Annotated in this window: 14 protein-coding genes; 7 read left to right on the top strand and 7 right to left on the bottom strand. The window is 66.6% G+C overall.

Annotation, left to right across the window (positions count from 1 at the left end):
- The 4 genes from FBY28_RS21810 to FBY28_RS21795 form a co-directional block, all read right to left on the bottom strand.
- Entirely contained in the window at positions 1-1740 is a 1740-nt protein-coding gene (locus FBY28_RS21810; protein WP_141869338.1) for a sulfite reductase subunit alpha, read from the bottom strand.
- Positions 1737-7190, bottom strand: coding sequence for a glutamate synthase-related protein (locus tag FBY28_RS21805; protein ID WP_174241702.1), 5454 nt, complete (start codon positions 7188-7190; stop codon positions 1737-1739). Before FBY28_RS21805 ends, FBY28_RS21810 begins: the two co-directional genes overlap by 4 nt.
- A gap of 181 nt (positions 7191-7371) precedes the next feature.
- Positions 7372-8232 carry an SDR family oxidoreductase gene (locus FBY28_RS21800; protein ID WP_141869336.1) on the bottom strand — a complete coding sequence of 287 codons (861 nt, stop codon included), beginning with the start codon at positions 8230-8232 and terminating at the stop codon, positions 7372-7374.
- Positions 8233-8260: 28 nt separating this feature from the next.
- Positions 8261-8905, bottom strand: coding sequence for a TetR/AcrR family transcriptional regulator (locus FBY28_RS21795; protein ID WP_019514545.1), 645 nt, complete (start codon positions 8903-8905; stop codon positions 8261-8263).
- Positions 8906-9136: 231 nt separating this feature from the next.
- Here FBY28_RS21795 and FBY28_RS21790 point away from each other — a divergent pair, with 231 nt between their 5' ends.
- Positions 9137-10618, top strand: coding sequence for a cytochrome P450 (locus FBY28_RS21790; protein WP_141869335.1), 1482 nt, complete (start codon positions 9137-9139; stop codon positions 10616-10618).
- A gap of 72 nt (positions 10619-10690) precedes the next feature.
- Here FBY28_RS21790 and FBY28_RS21785 read toward each other — a convergent pair whose 3' ends face one another.
- Complete coding sequence (locus FBY28_RS21785; protein ID WP_141869334.1) at positions 10691-11155, bottom strand: 2-isopropylmalate synthase; 465 nt, start codon at positions 11153-11155, stop codon at positions 10691-10693.
- Between the two features lie 201 nt (positions 11156-11356).
- On the opposite strand from FBY28_RS21785, the gene FBY28_RS21780 reads away from it, so the two are divergent.
- From FBY28_RS21780 to FBY28_RS21770, 3 genes are all read left to right on the top strand, one after another.
- Entirely contained in the window at positions 11357-12106 is a 750-nt protein-coding gene (locus tag FBY28_RS21780; protein WP_216847888.1) for a sulfite exporter TauE/SafE family protein, read from the top strand.
- Between the two features lie 64 nt (positions 12107-12170).
- Entirely contained in the window at positions 12171-13703 is a 1533-nt protein-coding gene (locus tag FBY28_RS21775; RefSeq protein WP_141869333.1) for a molybdopterin-dependent oxidoreductase, read from the top strand.
- Between the two features lie 62 nt (positions 13704-13765).
- On the top strand, positions 13766-14740 hold the full coding sequence (locus tag FBY28_RS21770; RefSeq protein ID WP_141869332.1) for an Acg family FMN-binding oxidoreductase: 975 nt from the start codon (positions 13766-13768) through the stop codon (positions 14738-14740).
- Here FBY28_RS21770 and dosR read toward each other — a convergent pair.
- Entirely contained in the window at positions 14714-15388 is a 675-nt protein-coding gene (gene dosR, locus FBY28_RS21765; RefSeq protein ID WP_141870390.1) for a hypoxia response regulator transcription factor DosR/DevR, read from the bottom strand. The genes FBY28_RS21770 and dosR overlap by 27 nt on opposite strands.
- 13 nt (positions 15389-15401) lie before the next feature.
- Positions 15402-15842 carry a pyridoxamine 5'-phosphate oxidase family protein gene (locus FBY28_RS21760; protein ID WP_141869331.1) on the bottom strand — a complete coding sequence of 147 codons (441 nt, stop codon included), beginning with the start codon at positions 15840-15842 and terminating at the stop codon, positions 15402-15404.
- Positions 15843-15989: 147 nt separating this feature from the next.
- Here FBY28_RS21760 and FBY28_RS21755 point away from each other — a divergent pair, with 147 nt between their 5' ends.
- Genes FBY28_RS21755 through FBY28_RS21745 form a run of 3 tightly spaced genes read left to right on the top strand, consistent with a single transcriptional unit; the run spans position 15990 to position 20035 of the window.
- Complete coding sequence (locus FBY28_RS21755) at positions 15990-17564, top strand: ATP-dependent DNA ligase (protein ID WP_141869330.1); 1575 nt, start codon at positions 15990-15992, stop codon at positions 17562-17564.
- A gap of 45 nt (positions 17565-17609) precedes the next feature.
- On the top strand, positions 17610-19898 hold the full coding sequence (locus FBY28_RS21750) for a carbon starvation CstA family protein (protein ID WP_141869329.1): 2289 nt from the start codon (positions 17610-17612) through the stop codon (positions 19896-19898).
- Entirely contained in the window at positions 19898-20035 is a 138-nt protein-coding gene (locus FBY28_RS21745; RefSeq protein ID WP_286178356.1) for a CstA-like transporter-associated (seleno)protein, read from the top strand. Before FBY28_RS21750 ends, FBY28_RS21745 begins: the two co-directional genes overlap by 1 nt.
- Positions 20036-20080: the final 45 nt, after the last annotated feature.

Below are 20080 nucleotides of genomic sequence, written 5' to 3'. Positions count from 1 at the left end.
TCAGTACACGTCGCGGACGTAGCGCTTCTCGCGCTTGAGCGAATTCACGTAATCGGTGGCGGCGTCGGCGCTCATCGCACCGTGGGTGGCGACGATGTCGTGCAGCGCCTTGTCGACATCCTTGGCCATCCGGGTGGCGTCACCGCAGACGTAGAAATGGCCGCCCTCTTCGAGCCAGGCGTAGACCTCGGCACCGTGCTCGACCATCCGGTTCTGCACGTAGATCTTCTCGGATTGATCGCGCGAGAAGGCGAGATCCAGGCGGGTCAGCAGGCCGCTGGACTGCCAGCCGAGCAGTTCGCTCTCGTAGGCGAAATCGTGGGCGCGGTGCTGATCGCCAAAGAACAGCCAGTTTCGTCCGGCCGCTCCGCTGTGTTCGCGCTCCTGCAGGAAGGCCCGGAACGGCGCCACCCCGGTGCCCGGTCCGACCATGATCATCGGCACGTCACCATCGCCGGGGACCCGGAAGGACTTGTTGGGCTGCAGGAAGATCTTCGCCGTACCGGCCCGGTCGGCAAGATACGTCGAGCACACGCCGCCACGGGCGCGCCCGTTGCCCTGATAGCGCACCGCGGCGACGGTCAGATGAATCCGATCGGGATGCGCCAGCGCGCTCGACGATATCGAATAAGCACGATGCGCAAGGGGTTTGAGTAACCCGATGAACTCCTCCAGGCTCAGGTCGTCACCGGCGATCCGCAGGACGTCCAAGATGTCCTTGCCGTACAGCCAGCGCTCCAGGGTCTCCTTGACCCCACCGCGCAGCACATGGGACAGCTCCTCGTTGTCGGCGCGCTTCTCGACCTCACCGAGCAGATCCTTCGATGGTGCACTGATCTCGTAACGACGCCCGAGCAGTTCACCGAGCGGGCGGTCGTCGACCAAGGTGTCCGGGGACACCCGGAAGTGCTCGGCGATCGCCTCCACCAGTGCCGGGTCGTTCTCCGGGATGACCGCCAACGCATCGCCGGCCTCGTACTCGATACCGCTGTCGGCAAGCGCGAACTCGATATGCCGGATCTCCTTGTCCGACCCCGGTCCGGACAGCAACCGGTTGACCGCGATGTCGGCCATGAACGGGTTCTTGCGCGTCCACCCCGAACGGGCCACCGCGCTCGGCGGCGGAGTGCTCGGCGTTCCACTGGCCCCGGATGTCGGCACCAGCGCGGTGAGGGCGCCCTGGATCCATTCGGCGGCGTGCGCCTCGTACTCGACATCGCAATCGGTGCGGGTCACCACGCGAGTGGCACCGAGCTGTTCCAACCGGATGTCGAAGAGCTTGCCCGCCTGGCAGAACTCGTCATAGCTGGTGTCGCCGAGCGCGAGCACGCCGTAGGACACACCCTCAAGGCGGGGGGCGGTCGTGGCCGACAGCGCGTCCCAGAAGAGTTCGGCGTTGTCGGGCATCTCGCCCTCGCCGTAGGTCGACGTCACGATCAGTACGTACTTCAGCCCGGCGAACTCGTCGAGCTCGATCTCGTCGAGACCACTGACCTTGACGTCGAAACCCTGCAGCTTGGCCGCGGCGGCAGCATCATTGGCCACGCCCTCGGCGTTACCGGTCTGCGTGCCGTAGAGGATCCGCAGCGCCGGACGCGCGGCAGGCGCGTCGGCCACCGCGGCCGGCGGCGGGACCATGTTCATGGCCAACCGCGAGTGCAGGCCTGCCAGGAATCCCGACAGCCATGCCCGCTGGTCCTCGTTGAACGGGGCATCCTGGGGAATGTAGGCAATCTTCACGAAGCGCTCTCCAAGGTGGTCAGTGAGGCCACGACGTCCGGAACCGATTGGGCGGCAAACAATTCCTCGAAGGAGGGCAGCCGTCCGATGCGCTCGACGTTCTTGGCGCTCTGGAACAGGATCCAGCCGTACGTGCCGGGGCTGTCCATCGACAGCACGTTGCGCTGCGACAGCGCGTCCTTGTAGTCGGTGATCCGCTTGTTGGCGATCAACACGGCCAGGTCCTCGTCACTGAATCCGTCGATGGCCTCACGCGCATACCGCTGCAACTTCTGGATCAGGAAGAAATCCTCCGTCAGCACCAGATTGCGCACGGTACGGCCGACCGCAGGGTCGGTAACGTCGGTCACCCCTGGCAGCCGGGTCAGCGCCAGCTGCTGAGCGAGATTGAGCACGGTGTAGGTGTTCAACAGCGCATACATTTCTTCGGTGTCGGTGTCCCCGTAGCCGGGTACCGCACCGCCGAGCACCATCTCACCGTCCCGATAGGACCGCTTGAACTTGGCGACCTGATGACCGGCGAGCGCCGAGGCCAGTTCGTCGAGCAGTTCCTTGCGCGTCTTGGCCGCAAGTATCGCGTCGGCATCCTGGTACTGCAGCAGCGCCCGCGGCATCGCATACTTCACGTGTTTCCGGGTGGTGACCCAATCGTCGAGAAGCGCAGCGGCCTTTGTCGATCCCGTCGCCTCGACGTGCCACTGCAGCATCGTCTTGGCGGCGACTTCGTGGAAGGGCGCCTCGGTCAGCGGGGCGATCAGGACCGAATCGGCACTCACCTTGGCCGCCAGCACACCGCTCGGATCGTACTGATAGAGGAATCCGCCACTCATGCCGTTGGCAACGCCCTTACCGAAGCCCCCGATGTTGAACACCGCGCCGTTGGTCATGTACTCACACAGGAACTCACCGACACCCTCGACGACAGCGGTGGCGCCGGAGTTGCGGACGGCGAATCGGTCACCGGCCTCGCCTGCGACGAAAAGCCGTCCACCGGAGGCGCCGAACAGTGCGAAGTTGCCGATCAACACATTGCCGCCCGGCAGTTCCGATCCACCACCGGGCGAATGGACGGTGATCGTGCCGCCGCACTGGCTCTTGCCGACCCCGTCATTGCAGGTTCCGGTGTGCGACATCGTCATACCGTCATTGCAGAAGGCACCGTAACTCTGACCCGCCGAACCGTCAGTGGTGATCAGCACGCTGTCGGGGGTGAGGAACCTGCGCCCGCGTGCATCGACCGCCACCGCCCGACCCTCCAGCGGCCCGGTTGGTCCTGGGTGATTCAGCATCCGCTCGATGTCGATGGCGAGCTGACCGCCCACACTCTTGTTGCCGTTGGTCAGCGTCACCGGTGCCATCGCCACACCGTCGAGGTCGAGCTGCGCCAAAAACGCATCGTCGACGGCGTAGTCCTTCTCCATGTAGATCGGGTCATCGGGCACGAACCCCTCGGCGACGGACAGCATGGCCCGCAGATCCAGCTTGCCGATGCTGGAGGGATGATCCAGCAGGTGCAGAAGATCACTTCGCCCCCGCGCGTGGCGCAGCGACTGCAGGCCGAGCATCGCCAGTATCTCGCGCACCTCGTGGGAGATGTTGAGCAGGTATTGCGCCAAGGCGCGTGGATCGCCCTCGAACGCTTCGGAATTGGTGGTCAGGCCAGCAGGACACTTGATATTGCAATTCTTGGCCATCACACACTTGAGCATCATCAGGGCGGTGGTGCCGAACTCGTAGCTGTCGGCGCCCAGCAGTGCTGATTTGACCACGTCGCTGGCGGTCTGGTGAGCGCCGGACGCACGCAACACGACCTTCTGCCGAATACCGTTGGCCACCAGGGCCTGATGGACTTCGGCAACGCCGATCTCGGCCGATCGCCCGGCGTACTTCAGGCTGGTGACGGCCGCGGCACCGGTGCCCCCGGTGTTACCCGCGACGTTGATGACGTCGGCACCGGCCTTGGCGACACCGGCGGCGATGATGCCGATTCCCTCGGAGCTGACCAGCTTCACGATCACCCGGACGCGCGCGGCCTTGCAATCGTGGATCAGCTGCGCGAGATCCTCGATGGAGTAGGTGTCGTGGTGCGGCGGCGGGGAGACCAGCTCGACCCCCGGTGTTCCGCCGCGTGCCGCGGCAATCTGGACGGTCACCTTCGGCGCAGGAAGCTGGCCACCCTCACCGGGTTTGGCCCCCTGGCCGATCTTGATCTCCAACTCACGCAGCATCGGGTCGGCGAGATAGCCGGCCCACACACCGAACCGGCCGGAGGCGAACTGCTTGATCCGCGATCCGCGAATGGTGCCGTAGCGGGTGATGTGCTCACCACCCTCACCGCAGTTGGACAGACCACCGACCATGTTGGTGCCGTGCGCGACCGCTTCGTGCGCGGCGGCCACCAGCGCGCCGTGGCTCATCGCCCCGGAGGCCAGCGTGGCCGCGATCTCATCGGCGGGCTGCACCGCGGACAGCGGGATCGAGTCCGGTGCGGTGCGCACGTGGGACAGGTAGTGCAGGGCATCACCGGATGCCCGCAGCCACAACCGGTCGCCGACGATGTCGTAGTCGACGATCTGCGTGCCGAACCGTTGCCGCAACGATTGCGCCAGCTCGGTGAGCCGGCCCGCGGAATGGGCCAGTTTCAGGGTGAACTCGTCGCCGGTTCCCGAGATGATCAGACCCCGCACCAGGTAACCGTTGTTACCCCACAGCGCGAATTGTCCCATCTCGGATCGGAATTCGTCGGCGGTGTGCAGGAAGTTGACATCGGCGGGGAAGGCCAGCACATCGCGCAGCGCCGCCGGGCGCCGGGCACGTTCGGTGTTCATCGCCATCACGAAGTTCCGGTAACCCGGCGTGATGTCGAAGTTGTTGATCGCGCGCGGCGACATCTCCTCAAAGCTGTTGTTGCGGTATGCCTCGTCGTCAAGGCCGAAGGCACCCTCGAGCTGATGCAGTGGCAGTCGACGCAGGTACAGCGGATCGGCCATGTCCGGGTTCTCGGGGCGGGCGTCGTCGCTGAAGGAGATCTCCTCCTCGGTCATGTCCACGAACCCGCGCACCGCGGTCGTCCCATAGGAATGTCCCGCACCCTCGGCACGTTCCTTGAACAATCCGAGCAGCGGGACGTCCTTCTCCCCCGTGACGGCCAGCGCGCGGGCATGCCATTCGGCCGAGGTCTCGGCCAGCGTGGAGAACCCGACACCGCCGACCGGGGACACCACATTGGGGAAGTACTTGCGCAGCACCGGCTCGCCGGTATCCAGATAGCTGGGCTCGAAGAACTCGCCGCCGATATAACTTTCGGCGGTACACAGGCCGACCCGGCCCATGGTCTTCATCAGTGACTTCTCGGCGGCCTTGGCGAACCGCTTGAACGCCGCGGCAACCTGGGTCTCGTCAGGCCCGAACTTCTCCTCGGCGCGCATCTGCACACCCAGTGGATACACCGCGGAGGCACCGAAGCCCAGCGCGGTGGCGACGTGATGCGATGAGCAGATCTGCCCGCTCTCGGCGATCACCGAAACCCGCAGTCGCACACCTTCTTCGATGAGCCGCTGGTTGATCGCCGACACCGCGATGATCAACGGTATTGCGGCCATACCGCTTTCGACGTGCCGGTCGGAGATGACGGCGATACCGCCGGTCTCCCGTGCGAACTCCTCGACCTCGTCACACAGCTTGTCGATACCGCGGACCAGAGCCTGGGCGTTGGCTTCCGAATCCTCCAGGTCGATCCGGTAGAACATGCCGAATCGCTCGACGGGCGTGTGCTTCTGGTCCCGGATCTTGAGCATCTCCAGATGCGTCAGGATCGGCGTCGGCACCACGATCTGTGGCGCGGCCTTCCCCCCGCTGTTGGGCTTGGCGCCGAGTGCCACCCGCAACGTCATGCCGTCGGCTTCGCGAATGCTGTCCAGCGGCGGGTTGGTCACCTGGGCGAACCGCTGGGTGAAGTAGCGGGCGATACCACCCTCGTGATTGGACAGCGCGTTGATGGCTGCGCCGTACCCCATTGCCGAGATCTTCTCCTGGCCGGTGGCCAGCATGGGATCCATCAGGAATTTGAAGCTCTCCTGATTCAACGAGTACGCCACATAGCGCTGATGTCTGGACAGATCACCGTTGTACCGGGCCGGGGAGAGTTGCCCCTCCGGCGCAACCGCTGGAAGATCGGCCAGATTCACTCGCGCCTCGTCCAGCATGCTTTGGTAATCATGCTGCTGGGCAAGCTTTTCCAGTGCTTCGACGGTGCCGTAGGACCGTTGTTCACGGTGGTCGTAGTACAGCATGCCGCCGGCCTCGATGCGCCCGCGCTTGGTCACCTCCTCGGGCGGGAAGTAGACCTGACCGGCCTCGGACATGACCCCGAGGTACTCGGCGGTCTCCACCGAGCGCAACGGGCGCAGGCCCAGCCGGTCCAGGCGCGCACCGATGTAGGTGCCATCGCCGAAGATGAGGGCGGCCGGCCCGTCGTTCTTCTCTTCGTAGAGGCTGAAGAACTCCAGCATCGCCCGCACCTGCGGGGACAGCGTCTCGTCGTTTTCCCAGGCCGGCGGCATCATCGCCACCACCGCGGTGATCAGGTCCAGCTCGTCTTCGAGAACCCGGTTCTGCAGGGTCTGGTCCAGCCGGCAGCTGTCGGACTGCCCGACCGGCCGCACGATCGCGCGGTTGCGGGCGCGTGCGACGGCGTTGTCGGAGAGCCGGTTCTTCTTGTCGGTGTTGAGCTCGCCGTTGTGGGCCATCAGCCGGAACGGTTGGGCCATCGTGGCGTTGGGGACCGTGTTGGTGGAGAAACGGGTGTGGAAGAACATCGAATGCACTTCCATCCGCGGGTCCGAAAGGTCGCTGAAGTACGGGACGACCTCATTGGAGTTCAGTCGGCCCTTGAGCACCTGGGTGCGGGCACTGATCGAGAGCGGGTACAGCCCGAGCAGCGCGGGTTCGGTGTAGGCGACGGCCTCGATATCCATCAGGGCGTCGTGGATTCTGCGGTCGAAGCGTGCGCTCGTGTCGGCGGTGAACACCCACTGCCGTATCGGCAGCTGATACGTGACCGCTGCCGGCCGAATGGCCGTGTTGTCCACCGGCACATCCCGTTTGGCGATGATGTCGAACCCGTGTTCGCGCAGCGTGCGCTCGATGACCGCTTCGGCGTCGCCGTGGGATGCCGTGTCGTTGGGCAGGAAGAAGTTTCCGACCCCGAACTGACCCGGTTCCAGATCCGGCCGGCCGGTGACCTCGCGGAAGAACCGCAGGGAGAGGTCCAGATTGACCCCCGCGCCGTCGCCCACGCCTTCTGAGGACATGCCGCCGCGGTGCGGGACCGCGCACAGCGCCTCGTGCAGCTTCTGGATGACCTCATGGGTCTGACGGCCATCCTTGCGCGTCAGGAACCCGACGCCACAACTGCTCTTTTCCTGATTCGGATCAAAAAGTCCCGACAACCGGCGATCTCCTCTGGCGACGCAAACGACCCAGCGCACCGCGTGGGCCTCTCGACGTTGAGCCGTCCCGCACGAGGCCTTCGATTACCGCAGGCTCCGGCGCGCGCAAATGACTTAGCCTAACCTAAAACCCCAGGTAGCGCCGTTTCAAGGGGTGTGATATTTCCAACGGCAGAAACCGTCATTCGCGCGGTTTGGGCCGCAGCGCTCGGGTGAACAGAACGTTGACCTGTCGCATCGCCACGCTGTAGGGCCACCACGCCACCCGCTTGAAGGCATAAAGGGCCCGGATATCGGCGGAGGTGTAGATCAGGAACCGATTGCGCCGCACTCCGGCCAGGATCTTGTCGGCCGCGCGCTCGGGGGACACGGCATGCCCGGCGAATCGGTCGACCCACTTGGCCACCCGCGGGTCCTCGCGATCGACCCCGGCGATCTGCACCGTCTGGACCAGTCCGGTCTTCACCGCGCCGGGCACGACGACCGACACCCCGATGCGGTGCCGGGCCAGGTCGAAGCGCAACACCTCGGACAGCCCGCGCAGGCCGTACTTGCTGGCGCTGTAGGCGGCATGCCACGGCAACGCCACGATGCCTGCCGCCGAGGACACGTTCACCAGATGACCACCCCGGCCCGCGGCCACCATCGGCGGCACGAACGTCTCGATCACGTGGATCGGGCCCATCAGGTTGACGTCGACCATGGACTTCCAGTGCTGATGGGAGAGCGTCGACACCGTGCCCCATGCGGAGATACCTGCGATGTTCATGACGATGTCGAGCGCACCGTGGGCGGCATGCACATCGTCGGCGAAGGCGCTGACTGCCTCGAAATCGGAGACGTCCAGTGCCCGGTGGGCCGCCACGGCGGCGCCGCGGGATTCGGCGTCGGCGACGACCGTGGCCAGCCCGTCGGCATCGCGGTCGGTCAGGTACAGCTCGGCGCCGAGTTCGGCGAGCTTGAGCGCGGTCGCGCGGCCGATACCGCTGGCCGCACCGGTCAACAGAATCCGTTTCCCGGCAAAACCCTCAGGCTGACCCATCTGTCCGACACTACCCAGCGCGGATGACTCACTCGTCCCAGGACGCCGCGGTTCCCCATAGTGCGTTGAGCCAGAGGCGTTCCAGCACGTCGACCGCCCGGGCCGGATCGGTGCCGCGGCCGACGAAGGCGGCGTCGTTGGACAGCGTCATCGCGGTGGTGGCGGTGAGCATCCGGACCAGCGCCGGGATGTCGTCGGAGATCGGCCGGGTGCCCTTTCGGACCTCGTCCTCGACGACCCCGACGATCTTGTCGATCACCATGTCCTCGAAGTCGTTCATGATGGCGGCGATCTGCTTGTCGGTGGTTTGGGCCGACGTGCAGGCCGCCATGATCGGATCGTTGGTCGCGAACACCGCCGCGGCACTGCCGACCATCCGCTTGGCGAATGCCGCGGGCGACTCGCCGGGGTCGCGCGGGGCGAAGTTGTGGGTCAGCACATCGAGCTCGGCGAGGGCCTCCCGGACGATCAGGGCCAGCACGTCGTACTTGGAGTCGAAGTAGAAATAGAAGCCCGATCGCGCCACACCCGCGCGTTCGCTGATCATGCTCACCGACAGATCGGCGAAGGGTTTGACGCCCAGCAACTCGCGCACCGCGGCGACGATCGCGTCGCGTTGGCGGTCTCCGCGGCTGCGCCGGGTCTCGGGTTGCGCTTCAGGGGTGGCGCTCATGGCCTTAAACCTTTGCACCGTGCCACGCCAGAACAAAACTTGACATCCGTCAAGTTTGACACACCCCCCGACCTGCGGCGTGGTATCCGCCACGCCGAAGTGTGGCGGTGGACCGGTCGAGTCGTCCGGCGACCGCGCCGGACACAAACTTGACAGCCGTCAAGTCGAACATGAAGATGGTCGACGAAGTGACGTCGACCACAGGTCTGTCCGCACGAAGGAGTTCCGTCCATGGCGACAACCATCAGCACGCCGGCTTATCTGCTGGACCAGGCCAAGCGCCGGTTCACCCCCACGCTGAACAACATGCCCGGTCTCGGCACGGTGGAGCAGCGGCTGCGCAAGCACGATTTCAAGCAGTTCGTGCTCGCCGAGCCACCGGCCGGTAGCGGGCTCAAGCCGGTCCTCGGCGACTCGGGCGTGCCGATCCTCGGCCACATGATCGAGACGTTCCGCTCCGGCCCCGAATACCTGCTCGAGGTCTACAAGAAGTACGGGCCGGTCCACTACGCCTACTCCCCCGCACTCTCCAGCGTCGCGGCACTGGGTCCGGACGCGACCCAGGCGGTGTTCTCCAACCGCAACAAGGACTTCTCGCAGAAGGGCTGGGATCCGGTCATCGGCCCGTTCTTCAACCGCGGGCTCATGATGCTCGATTTCGAGGAGCACATGTTCCACCGCCGCATCATGCAGGAGGCCTTCACCCGGTCCCGGCTGACCGGTTATGTGGAGCACATCGACAAGGTCGCCTCGGCCGTCATCGCCAACGACTGGGTCGAGAACGACCCGCGCTTCCTGTTCTATCCCGCGGTCAAGGAACTGACCCTGGACATCGCATCGGTGGTGTTCATGGGTCACGAGCCGGGCTCGGACAAGGAACTGGTCACCAAGGTCAACGACGCGTTCACCATGACCACGCGTGCGGGTGGCGCCATCATCCGCACCGGTGTGCCGCCGTTCAAGTGGTGGCGCGGCCTGCAGGCCCGCAAGGTGCTCGACGACTACTTCGAGGCCCGGGTCAAAGAGAAGCGCGACTCGCAGGGCACCGACATGCTGACCGTGTTGTGTCACACCGCCGACGAAGACGGCAACACCTTCAGCGACCAGGACATCGTCAACCACATGATCTTCCTGATGATGGCCGCCCACGACACCTCGACATCGACGCTGACGACGATGGCCTACTACCTGGCCGCCAACCCCGAGTGGCAGGAACGCTGCCGCGAGGAGTCGGAGCGGATCGGTGACGGTCCGCTGGACATCGAGGCGCTGGACAAGCTCGAGACCTACGACCTGGTGATCAACGAATCACTGCGGCTGGTGACCCCGCTGCCGTTCAACGTGCGCTCCGCGGTGCGCGACACGGATCTGCTCGGCCACTTCATCCCGGCAGGCACGAGCATCGTGACCTGGCCGTCGATCAACCACCACCTGCCCGAACTGTGGACCGATCCGGAGAAGTTCGACCCGAGCCGGTTCGCCGAGCCGCGCAACGAACACAAGCGGCACCGTTACGCGTTCGCCCCGTTCGGCGGCGGTGCGCACAAGTGCATCGGCATGGTCTTCGGACAGCTGGAGATCAAGACCGTCATGCATCGACTGCTGCGCAAGTACCGCCTGGAGCCGCCCTACCAGGGGTACAAGTCCAAGCTGGACTATGCGGGCATGCCCGTGCCGATGGACGGTATGCCCGTCATCCTGCGTCCGCTCTGATCGAGTAGTCGTCCCAGCGGCCACTTGTCGCACGCAACAAGCCAATTCGCGTGCGACAGGTGGCCGTTCGCGTCAGGCGGCAAGCCGGTTGGCCGATGCGACCACCGCCCGCAGCGCCGACTGGTGCGGACATTCCGACCAGGCGATCGCCCACTGCGCATCCAACCCGGCGGTGCTGCGGATGAAGGTGGCGGTCTGACCGCCGGCCTGCATCTGGTGGAAGTTCAGCATCTCGATCCTGATCCCGCAGTCGTGCAGCATCGCGGTCAGCGCACCGAGGGGGCCTGCGGCGGTGGCCGTGCACGCGGTGATCCGCTCGCCGACGGCGATGGTGGCCGCATAGGTGTGGGTGTGCCTGCCGTATGCCCGCTCAGCCCGGTCCCAGGTCAACAACCGGACCGGTCCGGCGCTGGACCCGAAGGTCGCCGCCACGTCATCCCAGCTCATCTCGGCCGCCAGGTCGCGAAGTCCGCGCGGCAACGGGGCGTCGAAGAAGTCGGCGAAACGGGGGCTCGCGATGAGGGTGGTGGAGTTCATGTGTGTCGGCCTTCGCACTCGTTAGGGAGCGACCGACGGGTAGTAGCGTCCGACCCACAGCGGGGGGTCGGTCTGGATCAGACCCCGCTGCGGGTACTGGCTACTACGAGAATGCGATGCACGACAGCGAGGTTAGACCCGCCGACCGGGTGGGCGCAACCCGGTTTGGGCAACCCACCCGCTCTGGTCGACGATGGCCCGGTGACGTGGTGGGAGATGGTGCTGCTGTTCGTCGCCGGCATCGGCGGCGGATTGATCGGCAGTATCGCCGGGCTGGCGTCCCTGTCCACCTACCCCGCCCTGTTGCTGATCGGCCTGCCACCGGTCGCGGCCAATGTCACCAACACCGTGAGCCTGGTCTTCAACGGGGTCGGTTCGGTGGCCGGCTCGTTGCCCGAACTCGCCGGGCAGCGCAGCCGCCTGCTGCGGCTCATGCCGATGGCGGTGCTCGGCGGGGCGGCCGGCGCATGGCTGCTGCTCTCGATACCCGCGGAGGGTTTCGAGAACGCCGTTCCGCTGCTGCTGATGGTCGCCTCGGTCGCGATCGCGCTGCCCCGCGGCAAGGGACCGGTGGCCGAACCGACCCGAGCACGCGGCGCGGCCCAGGCGGTGGCCGTCGCCTTGATCTGCGTCTACGGCGGGTTCTTCGGCGCCGCAGCAGGGGTGCTGCTGCTGGCGCTGTTCCTGCGGACCGGCGCGGAGAGCCTTGCCGAGGCCAACGCCATCAAGAACGTCGTGCTGGGGGTCGCCAATGCCGTTGCCGCCGTGGGGTTCGTGATCTTCGCACCGGTGTACTGGCCCGCAGTGGGCGCCATGGGCCTCGGCTGCCTGATCGGCGCGCGGCTGGGACCCGTGGTGGTGCGGCGGGCACCGGCGACCCCCCTGCGACTGGGCATCGCGATCGCCGGTATCGCATTGGCCGTCAAACTGGGCTACGACACCTACCGGTGAAACTCGGAGCGGTGCCGATCTTCGCCGGAGCCGCGTAGTACGCCGGCTCGGCTAGCGTGGTCTGGTGGCATCCATCCCAGTCGGAACGCGTGTCCTGTGTGGTGTCGCCGCGGCCGCGGTGACCCTTGGCGTCAGCGCCCTCGTCGCGGTACCGCTCGGGGCGTCCGCCGATCCCCGCGCTGCGGTCGGATCGACGATCATCGACCGCACCCCGGGCGCGGTGAAGGAATGGGCGATCCAGACATTCGGGACCGCTGACAAGCTGTTCCTGACGGTCGCGGTGCTCGTGGCGATCGCCATATTGGCGGCCCTGGCCGGTGTGCTGGAGCGCCGGCGGATACCGATCGGCAGCATCATGTTCACCGCGGCCACGGTTGCCGGCTGTGTCGCCATCCTGTCGCGGGCGGGCGCCCGGCCGCTGGACATGGTGCCGACGGTGGTCGGCGGGCTCGCCGGCATCATCGCGCTGCGGTTCCTGACCTCCGGCAGACTGCAAGACGGGTCGGCACACGAATCGGCCGCCGCCGATCCCGGACGCCGACTCTCGCTGGCCGCGCTCGGACTGCTGGGCCTCGGGGTGCTGGGCAGTGCCGTCGGATCGGCGTGGGCTCGGCGGGTGCACTCGGCCGCCGGCGACCGACAGGCCTACACACCCCCGCCGGTGGCCGAACCGGCGCCACCCATCCCGCCGGAGGTGCAGCCGGCCGGCGTCGACGTCACCACATTCGTCACCGACAACGACGACTTCTATCGAATCGACACCGCGCTGTCGGTCCCCCAGCTCAACCGCGATGCCTGGGCGTTGCGCATCCACGGCATGGTCGACCGCGAGGTGACCTACACCTTCGCCGACCTGGAGAAGTTCGAGCTCATCGAAAAGGTCGTCACCCTGGCCTGCGTGTCGAACCCGGTGGGCGGTGACCTGATCGGCAACGCGGTCTGGACCGGTTACCGAGTGCGTGACCTGCTGGCGGCGGCGGGAGTACATCCCGACGCCGATATGGTGCTGTCGACCTCTAGCGACGGTTTCACCGCGGGCACGCCCACCGAGGCGATGACCGATGATCGCGATTCCCTGCTGGCCATCACGATGAACGGCCAACCGCTGCCCATCGAACACGGCTACCCGGCCCGCCTCGTCGTCCCCGGCCTCTACGGGTACGTCTCGGCCACCAAATGGGTCGTCGATCTGGAGTTGACAAGATTCGATCGGGCGCAGGGCTATTGGACACCGCTGGGATGGTCCGAGCGGGGTCCGATCAAGACACAGTCGCGGATCGACGTTCCCCGCATCGGCCAGGATGTCGCACCGGGGCCGGTCCGCTTCGGCGGCGTGGCGTGGGCCCAGCACCGCGGTGTGCGCGGCGTCGAGGTCCGGGTCGACGACGGGCCCTGGCAGCAGGCAACCCTCGGTGCGGCGTACTCGAACGACACCTGGCGGCTGTGGAGCTTCGAATGGAAGGCCGAAAAGCCCGGCCTGCACCGCATCACCGTACGCGCCACCGACAACACCGGGGCGGTGCAGACCGAGGACATCGCCGGCGTCGTACCCGACGGCGCGACCGGTTGGCCCAGCGTCGAATTCGCGGTGACCTGACGACCGGTCGATGAGGACTTTCGGCACTACTACCACCCGCTTCACGCGCGCAGTCTCTGTACATGGACCCGAACACTCCGGACCGCCGAACCGTCGAAACGGTGTTGTCCCTGGCAACGAGGGCTCCGTCGATCCACAATTCGCAGCCGTGGCGCTGGCGGGTCCAGCCGGACCGGTTGTTGCTGTTCGCCGATACCGATCGCGCGCTACCCCAGGCTGATCCGGACTCCCGCGACCTCTTGCTCAGCTGCGGAGCGGCGCTGCACCACGCGGTCGTCGGGCTGGCCTCACTGGGGTGGCGGGCCGAGGTACACCGCTTTCCCGAACCCGATCGGCCCGATCTGCTGGCGGCCGTGCAGATGAGGCCCGGCATCGCCGCCGGATCGGATGTGCCACTGGCCGCGGCCATCCCGTGCCGACGCACCGATAGGCGCATGTTCAGCCCCTGGACCGTGCCGGACGCCGATATCGCCGTGATGGGCGCCAGGGCCGCACGGGCCGGGGTGATGCTCCGTCAGGTGCAGCGCCTGCCCGAGCTTCAGGAGATCGTCGCGCGCGCCGTCCGACGGCACGCCACCGACCATGCATACCTGACCGAATTGTCCACCTGGAGCGGGCGTTACGCATCATTGGCGGGCGTGCCCGCCCGCAACACCCCACGCTCGGATCCACGGGCGACACTTCCCGGGCGGATATTCGCCGGGCCGATGCTCGCGCAGCCCGACACCGGGCCGGGCGAGGACGGCGCCGCCATCCTCGCCCTGGGCACCAAGGCAGACAACCCGCTGTCACGGTTGCGGGCCGGGGAGGCCACCAGCCTCGTCCTGTTGACCGCGACCACGCTCGGGCTGGCCAGCTGCCCGGTGACCGAGCCGCTCGAGATCGACGCCACCAGGAGTGCGGTGCGCGATGATGTCTTCGGCGACCACGGCCATCCGCAGATGCTGTTGCGCATCGGCTGGGCACCGGTCAACGCCGACCCCTTGCCCGCCACTGGGCGGATGCCGACGTCAACGGTCGTCGAGTGGCAGTGCTGAACGGCTGCGCCCGCTCTCTCCCCATTCCAACTTTGACGCGAAAACCGCTGCCTGCGTGCGGCGTTCCATCCCGAGCTTGGCAAGCAACCTGGACACGTAGTTCTTCACCGTCTTCTCGGCGAGGAACATCCTGGCCGCGATCTGGCGGTTGGTCAGGCCCTCGGACAACAGGTGCAGCAGGGTGCGCTCCTGCTCGGTCAGCCCGGTCAGCGGGTCATCCCGCTCGGCAGCACCGCGCAGATTGGCCATCAGCGCCGCGGCGGCCCGGTTGTCGAGCAGCGAGCGCCCTGCCCCGACCTCCTTGATGGCGTTGGCCAGTTCCAGGCCCTTGATGTCCTTGACGACGTATCCACTGGCGCCGGCCAGGATGGCATCGAGCATGGCTTCGTCGGAGGTGAACGAGGTGAGCATCAGACAGCGCAGATCGGGAAGCTCGGAGAGCAGATCGCGGCACAGCTCGATGCCGTTGCCATCGGGCAACCGGACATCGAGCACGGCGACCTCGGGCCGCACCACAGGAATCCTGGCGAGCGCCTCGGCGACCGTGCCCGCCTCCCCCACTACATCGAGGTCGGGATCGGAGCTGAGCAGGTCGATCAGTCCACGCCGGACGACCTCATGGTCGTCGACCAGAAATACCTTCACCACGGGCATGACCCCATCATGGCCGGTAATGCGGGCCGGCGTCGTCGAGGATCTGTCTGCCGGTGATCCGCTCGGTCCTGATCCGGATGAAATGATCGCGCCGGCCCTGCACCCATGGTTCGACGAATGTGCCCGCGACCTCTACCAGGTCGTCGATCGCGGTGATCGGATCCGCGGTGCCGACCACGGTGACGCTCCACCCGCTGCGCAGATCCGGATCGAGTTCATCAGCCTCGAATGCCACCGCCTGATGGGTGGCGGCGGCAGCCAGCTTCGCCCCGCCGGCGACCCGGAAGACGACATCCTCCTGCCACAGCCGGAAGTTGACCGGGTGGATCGCCGGAAGGCCGTCTTCGGTGAACACCAACCGGCCGACGCGGACCTGTTGTAACCGGTCCAGGCACTGCCTGCGGTTGAGAACGTCGAGTTGCTGGGCGTGAGACTGACTGTGCGACATCGTGGCCACCTCCTCGTGGCAGCCACCCGGCTGCCGGATCATTGTTGCGCGACGGCACTGCCCGCGAACAGGGCCTTATGTCATCGGTTCGAACACCGATGACGATCGGCTCGGTGAGATGTCGGTCCCTGATGGCAGCCTGGAGTCGTGCAGCTGGCAGAGATCGTCGCCGCGTCGGCCGATATCGGCGCGACATCGTCACGATTGGCAAAGGTGGAGCGGATCGCGGCCGTACTGGGCCTCGCGGACCGAGATGAGATTGCCGTCGTGGTGGCCTGGTTGTCCGGCGAACTGCCCCAGCGCCAGATCGGCGTCGGGTGGGCGGGGCTGCGCGATCTGCCCCCACCGGCCGGCGGTGCCACGCTGACCGTCGCCACGGTGCACGCCATGCTGACCGAGATCAAGGACATCGCAGGCAAGGGGTCCACGGGGCGGCGGGCCCAGCGGGTGCTGGACCTGTTCGCCGCCGCCACCGAGGACGAACAGCAGTTCCTGCGGCGGTTGTTGTCCGGGGAGCTGCGCCAGGGTGCGCTCGCCGGGGTGATGACCGATGCGGTCGCCAAGGCCGCCGGCCTACCCGCCGCTGCGGTCCGCCGCGCCGCCATGCTGGCCGGGGATCTTTCCGCGGTCGCGGTCTCGGCGATCGCCGATGGCGATATCGGCCGCTTCACCCTGCGCGTCGGACGGCCGGTCTCCCCCATGCTGGCCCAAACGGCGACAGGTGTCGCCGAGGCCCTGGACAAACTTGGCGGCGAGGCCGCCTTGGAGTCGAAGCTGGACGGTGCGCGGGTGCAGATCCACCGCGCCGGGGACCGGGTCACGATCTACACCCGGACGCTCGACGATGTCACCGCGCGGTTGCCCGAGGTGGTCGACGCCGCGCTCGCGCTGCCGGTCACCGACCTGATCGCCGACGCCGAGGCGATCGCGCTTCGGCCAGACGGGCGTCCGCACCGCTTCCAGGTGACCGCCTCCCGCTTCGGCAGCCGCTCGGCCGCTGCGCGTTCCGAGCCGCTGTCGGTGTTCTTCTTCGATCTGTTGCACCGCGATGGTGTCGACCTGTTGGATTTGCCACTGACCGACCGGATGGCCGTGCTGGATGAGGTGGTGCCGGCGGCCCAACGGATGCAGCGGCTGGTCACCACCGACCCGGCCGCCGCGCGCGCGTTCCTGGAGACGACGCTGGCCGCGGGCCATGAGGGTGTGATGGCCAAGGCGCCGCGCGCACCGTATGAGGCGGGCCGCCGCGGGTCCGGCTGGTTGAAGGTCAAGCCGGTGCACACCCTGGATCTGGTGGTGCTGGCGGTCGAATGGGGGTCCGGGCGGCGCACCGGCACGTTGTCCAATATTCATCTCGGTGCCCGCGACCCGGACACCGGCGAGTTCGTGATGTTGGGCAAGACCTTCAAGGGGATGACCGACGAGATGTTGGCGTGGCAGACGAAGCGCTTCACCGAGCTGGCGGTCGATGGCACCGCCGGCTCCGGTGCGATTGCCGGCTCCGCCGGCGGCGGTCCGATTGCCGGCTCCGCCGGCGGCGTGGTGCGGGTGCGGCCCGAACAGGTCGTCGAGATCGCGATCGACGGTGTCCAGGCGTCGTCGCGCTATCCGGCAGGGATGGCCCTGCGTTTCGCGCGCGTCGTGCGCTACCGAGATGACAAGCCCGCCACGCAGGCCGACACGGTCCACACCGTGCGTGAGCTGTTCGAACGCAGTGGTTGAGGCAAAGTCCCAACGTCGTCCTGACGCGATGCGAGGATCGACGCCATGGGATCACCGACTGCCCCCGATCTGACCGAGGACACCCGCGGCGACATCACCTACGTCCGAACCGACACGAACCTGCCGCCGGTGGCGATCGTCGATCGCTCCCCGATCACCACCAAGCACAAGATCATCTTCGCGGCGGTGGCGGTGCTGGGCGCGCTCGCGTGGGCGATCATCGCCTTCTTCCGCGGCGAAACGGTGAACGCGGTCTGGTTCGTCATCGCAGCGGTGTGCACCTATGTCATCGGTTACCGCTTCTACGCCCGTCTCATCGAGATGAAGATCGTCATACCGCGCGACGATCACGCCACCCCCGCCGAGGTGTTCGAGAACGGCACCGACTACATGCCCACCGACCGGCGGGTGCTGTTCGGTCACCACTTCGCCGCCATTGCGGGCGCCGGTCCGCTGGTCGGTCCGGTGCTGGCCATGCAGATGGGTTATCTGCCGGGCACCATCTGGATCATCATCGGCGCGTTGGTCGCCGGGTGCGTGCAGGACTACCTGGTGCTGTCGATCTCGGTGCGCAGGCGGGGCAGGTCACTCGGACAGATGGCCAAGGACGAACTCGGCGTGGTGGGCGGCGCCGCGGCGATCGTCGGCGTGCTGGTCATCATGGTGATCCTGCTGGCGGTCCTGGCGCTGGTCGTGGTGAACGCGCTCGCCGAGAGTCCGTGGGGCGTCTTCTCCATCGCCATGACCATCCCGATTGCGATCTTCATGGGCCTGTACCTGCGCTTCCTGCGGCCCGGCCGGGTGTCCGAGGTATCGCTGATCGGTGTGGCGCTGCTGCTGCTCGCCGTCGTGTCCGGCGGTTGGGTGGCCGAAACTCAATGGGGCACAGACTGGTTCACGCTGTCCAAGGTGACGCTGTCGTGGTGCATCATCATCTACGGCCTGGCCGCCTCGGTGCTCCCGGTGTGGTTGCTGTTGGCCCCGCGCGACTACCTGTCGACATTCATGAAGGTCGGCACCATCGCCCTGCTCGCAGTGGGCATCCTGGTAGCCCGCCCGATCATGGAGGCACCGGCGATATCGTCCTTCGCCACCAGCGGTACCGGACCCGTGTTCGCCGGTTCCCTGTTCCCATTCCTGTTCATCACCATCGCCTGCGGTGCACTGTCGGGCTTCCACGCGCTGATCTCCTCGGGTACCACGCCGAAGCTGCTGGAGAAGGAAAGCCAGATGCGCCTGATCGGCTACGGCGGCATGCTCACCGAGTCTTTCGTCGCGATCATGGCGCTGATCACCGCTGCAATCCTCAATCAGCACCTGTACTTCGTGATGAACGCACCGGCCGCGTCCACCGGTGCCACCGCCCAGACTGCGGCCGATTACGTCAACGGACTCGGCTTGTCCGGGGCCGATATCACCGCCGAGGAGATCACCGGCGCCGCCCAGAGCGTCGGCGAGGAGTCGATCGTGTCGCGCACCGGTGGTGCCCCGACGCTGGCCTTCGGTATGTCCGAGGTACTGCACCAGGTCTTCGGCGGCGCGAGCCTCAAGGCGTTCTGGTACCACTTCGCGATCATGTTCGAGGCACTGTTCATCCTCACCACCGTCGACGCCGGGACCCGGGTGGCCCGCTTCATGCTGTCGGATGCGCTGGGCAATCTCGGCGGGCCGCTCAAGAAGCTGCAGAACCCGAGTTGGCGGGTGGGCGCCTGGATCTGCAGTCTGGTCGTGGTGCTCGCCTGGGGCAGCATCCTGCTGATGGGTGTCACCGACCCACTCGGCGGCATCAACACGCTCTTCCCACTGTTCGGCATCGCCAACCAGTTGTTGGCAGCCATCGCGCTGACCGTCGTCACGGTGGTGATCATCAAGCGCGGACTGCTCAAATGGGCGTGGATACCCGGTATTCCGCTGGCCTGGGATCTCGTGGTGACCATGACGGCGTCCTGGCAGAAGATCTTCTCCGGCGACCCGAAGGTCGGCTACTGGACCCAGCATCTGCAGTACCGCGACGCCAAGGACGCCGGTAAGACGGCGTTCGGTGCCGCGAAGGACACCGGTCAGATCGATGCCGTCATCCGCAACACGTTCATCCAGGGCACGCTCTCGATCGTGTTCGCGGTCCTGGTGATCATCGTGGTCGCCGCAGGCGTCGTCATGGCGCTCAGGTCGATCCGCGGCACGGGTCGTCCGCTGGCCGAGGACGACCCGGTGCCCTCGCACATCTTCGCGCCATCCGGACTCCTCACCACCGATGCCGAGAAGGAGGTGCAGAAAGAATGGGACGAGCTCGGACCGTCGCACGCCAGATCGGTTGGTACTGGGCGTCATTGATGGGCGATAATCACTACCGCCGCTACGTCGAGCACCTCGCCCGTCGGCATCCGGGAGCACCGGTGCCGACCGAGCGGCAGTACTGGCGGATGCGGCATGCGGCCACCGAGTCCAATCCGCAGTCGCGCTGCTGCTGAGCTCTGCGATCTGAGGAGTCCCGGCCGCGATGAGTGCGGCGCAGA

The organism is Arthrobacter sp. SLBN-53 (genome assembly GCF_006715585.1).
Classification (GTDB): domain Bacteria; phylum Actinomycetota; class Actinomycetes; order Mycobacteriales; family Mycobacteriaceae; genus Mycobacterium; species Mycobacterium neoaurum_A.
This window is presented reverse-complemented; position numbering and strand designations above follow the sequence as displayed.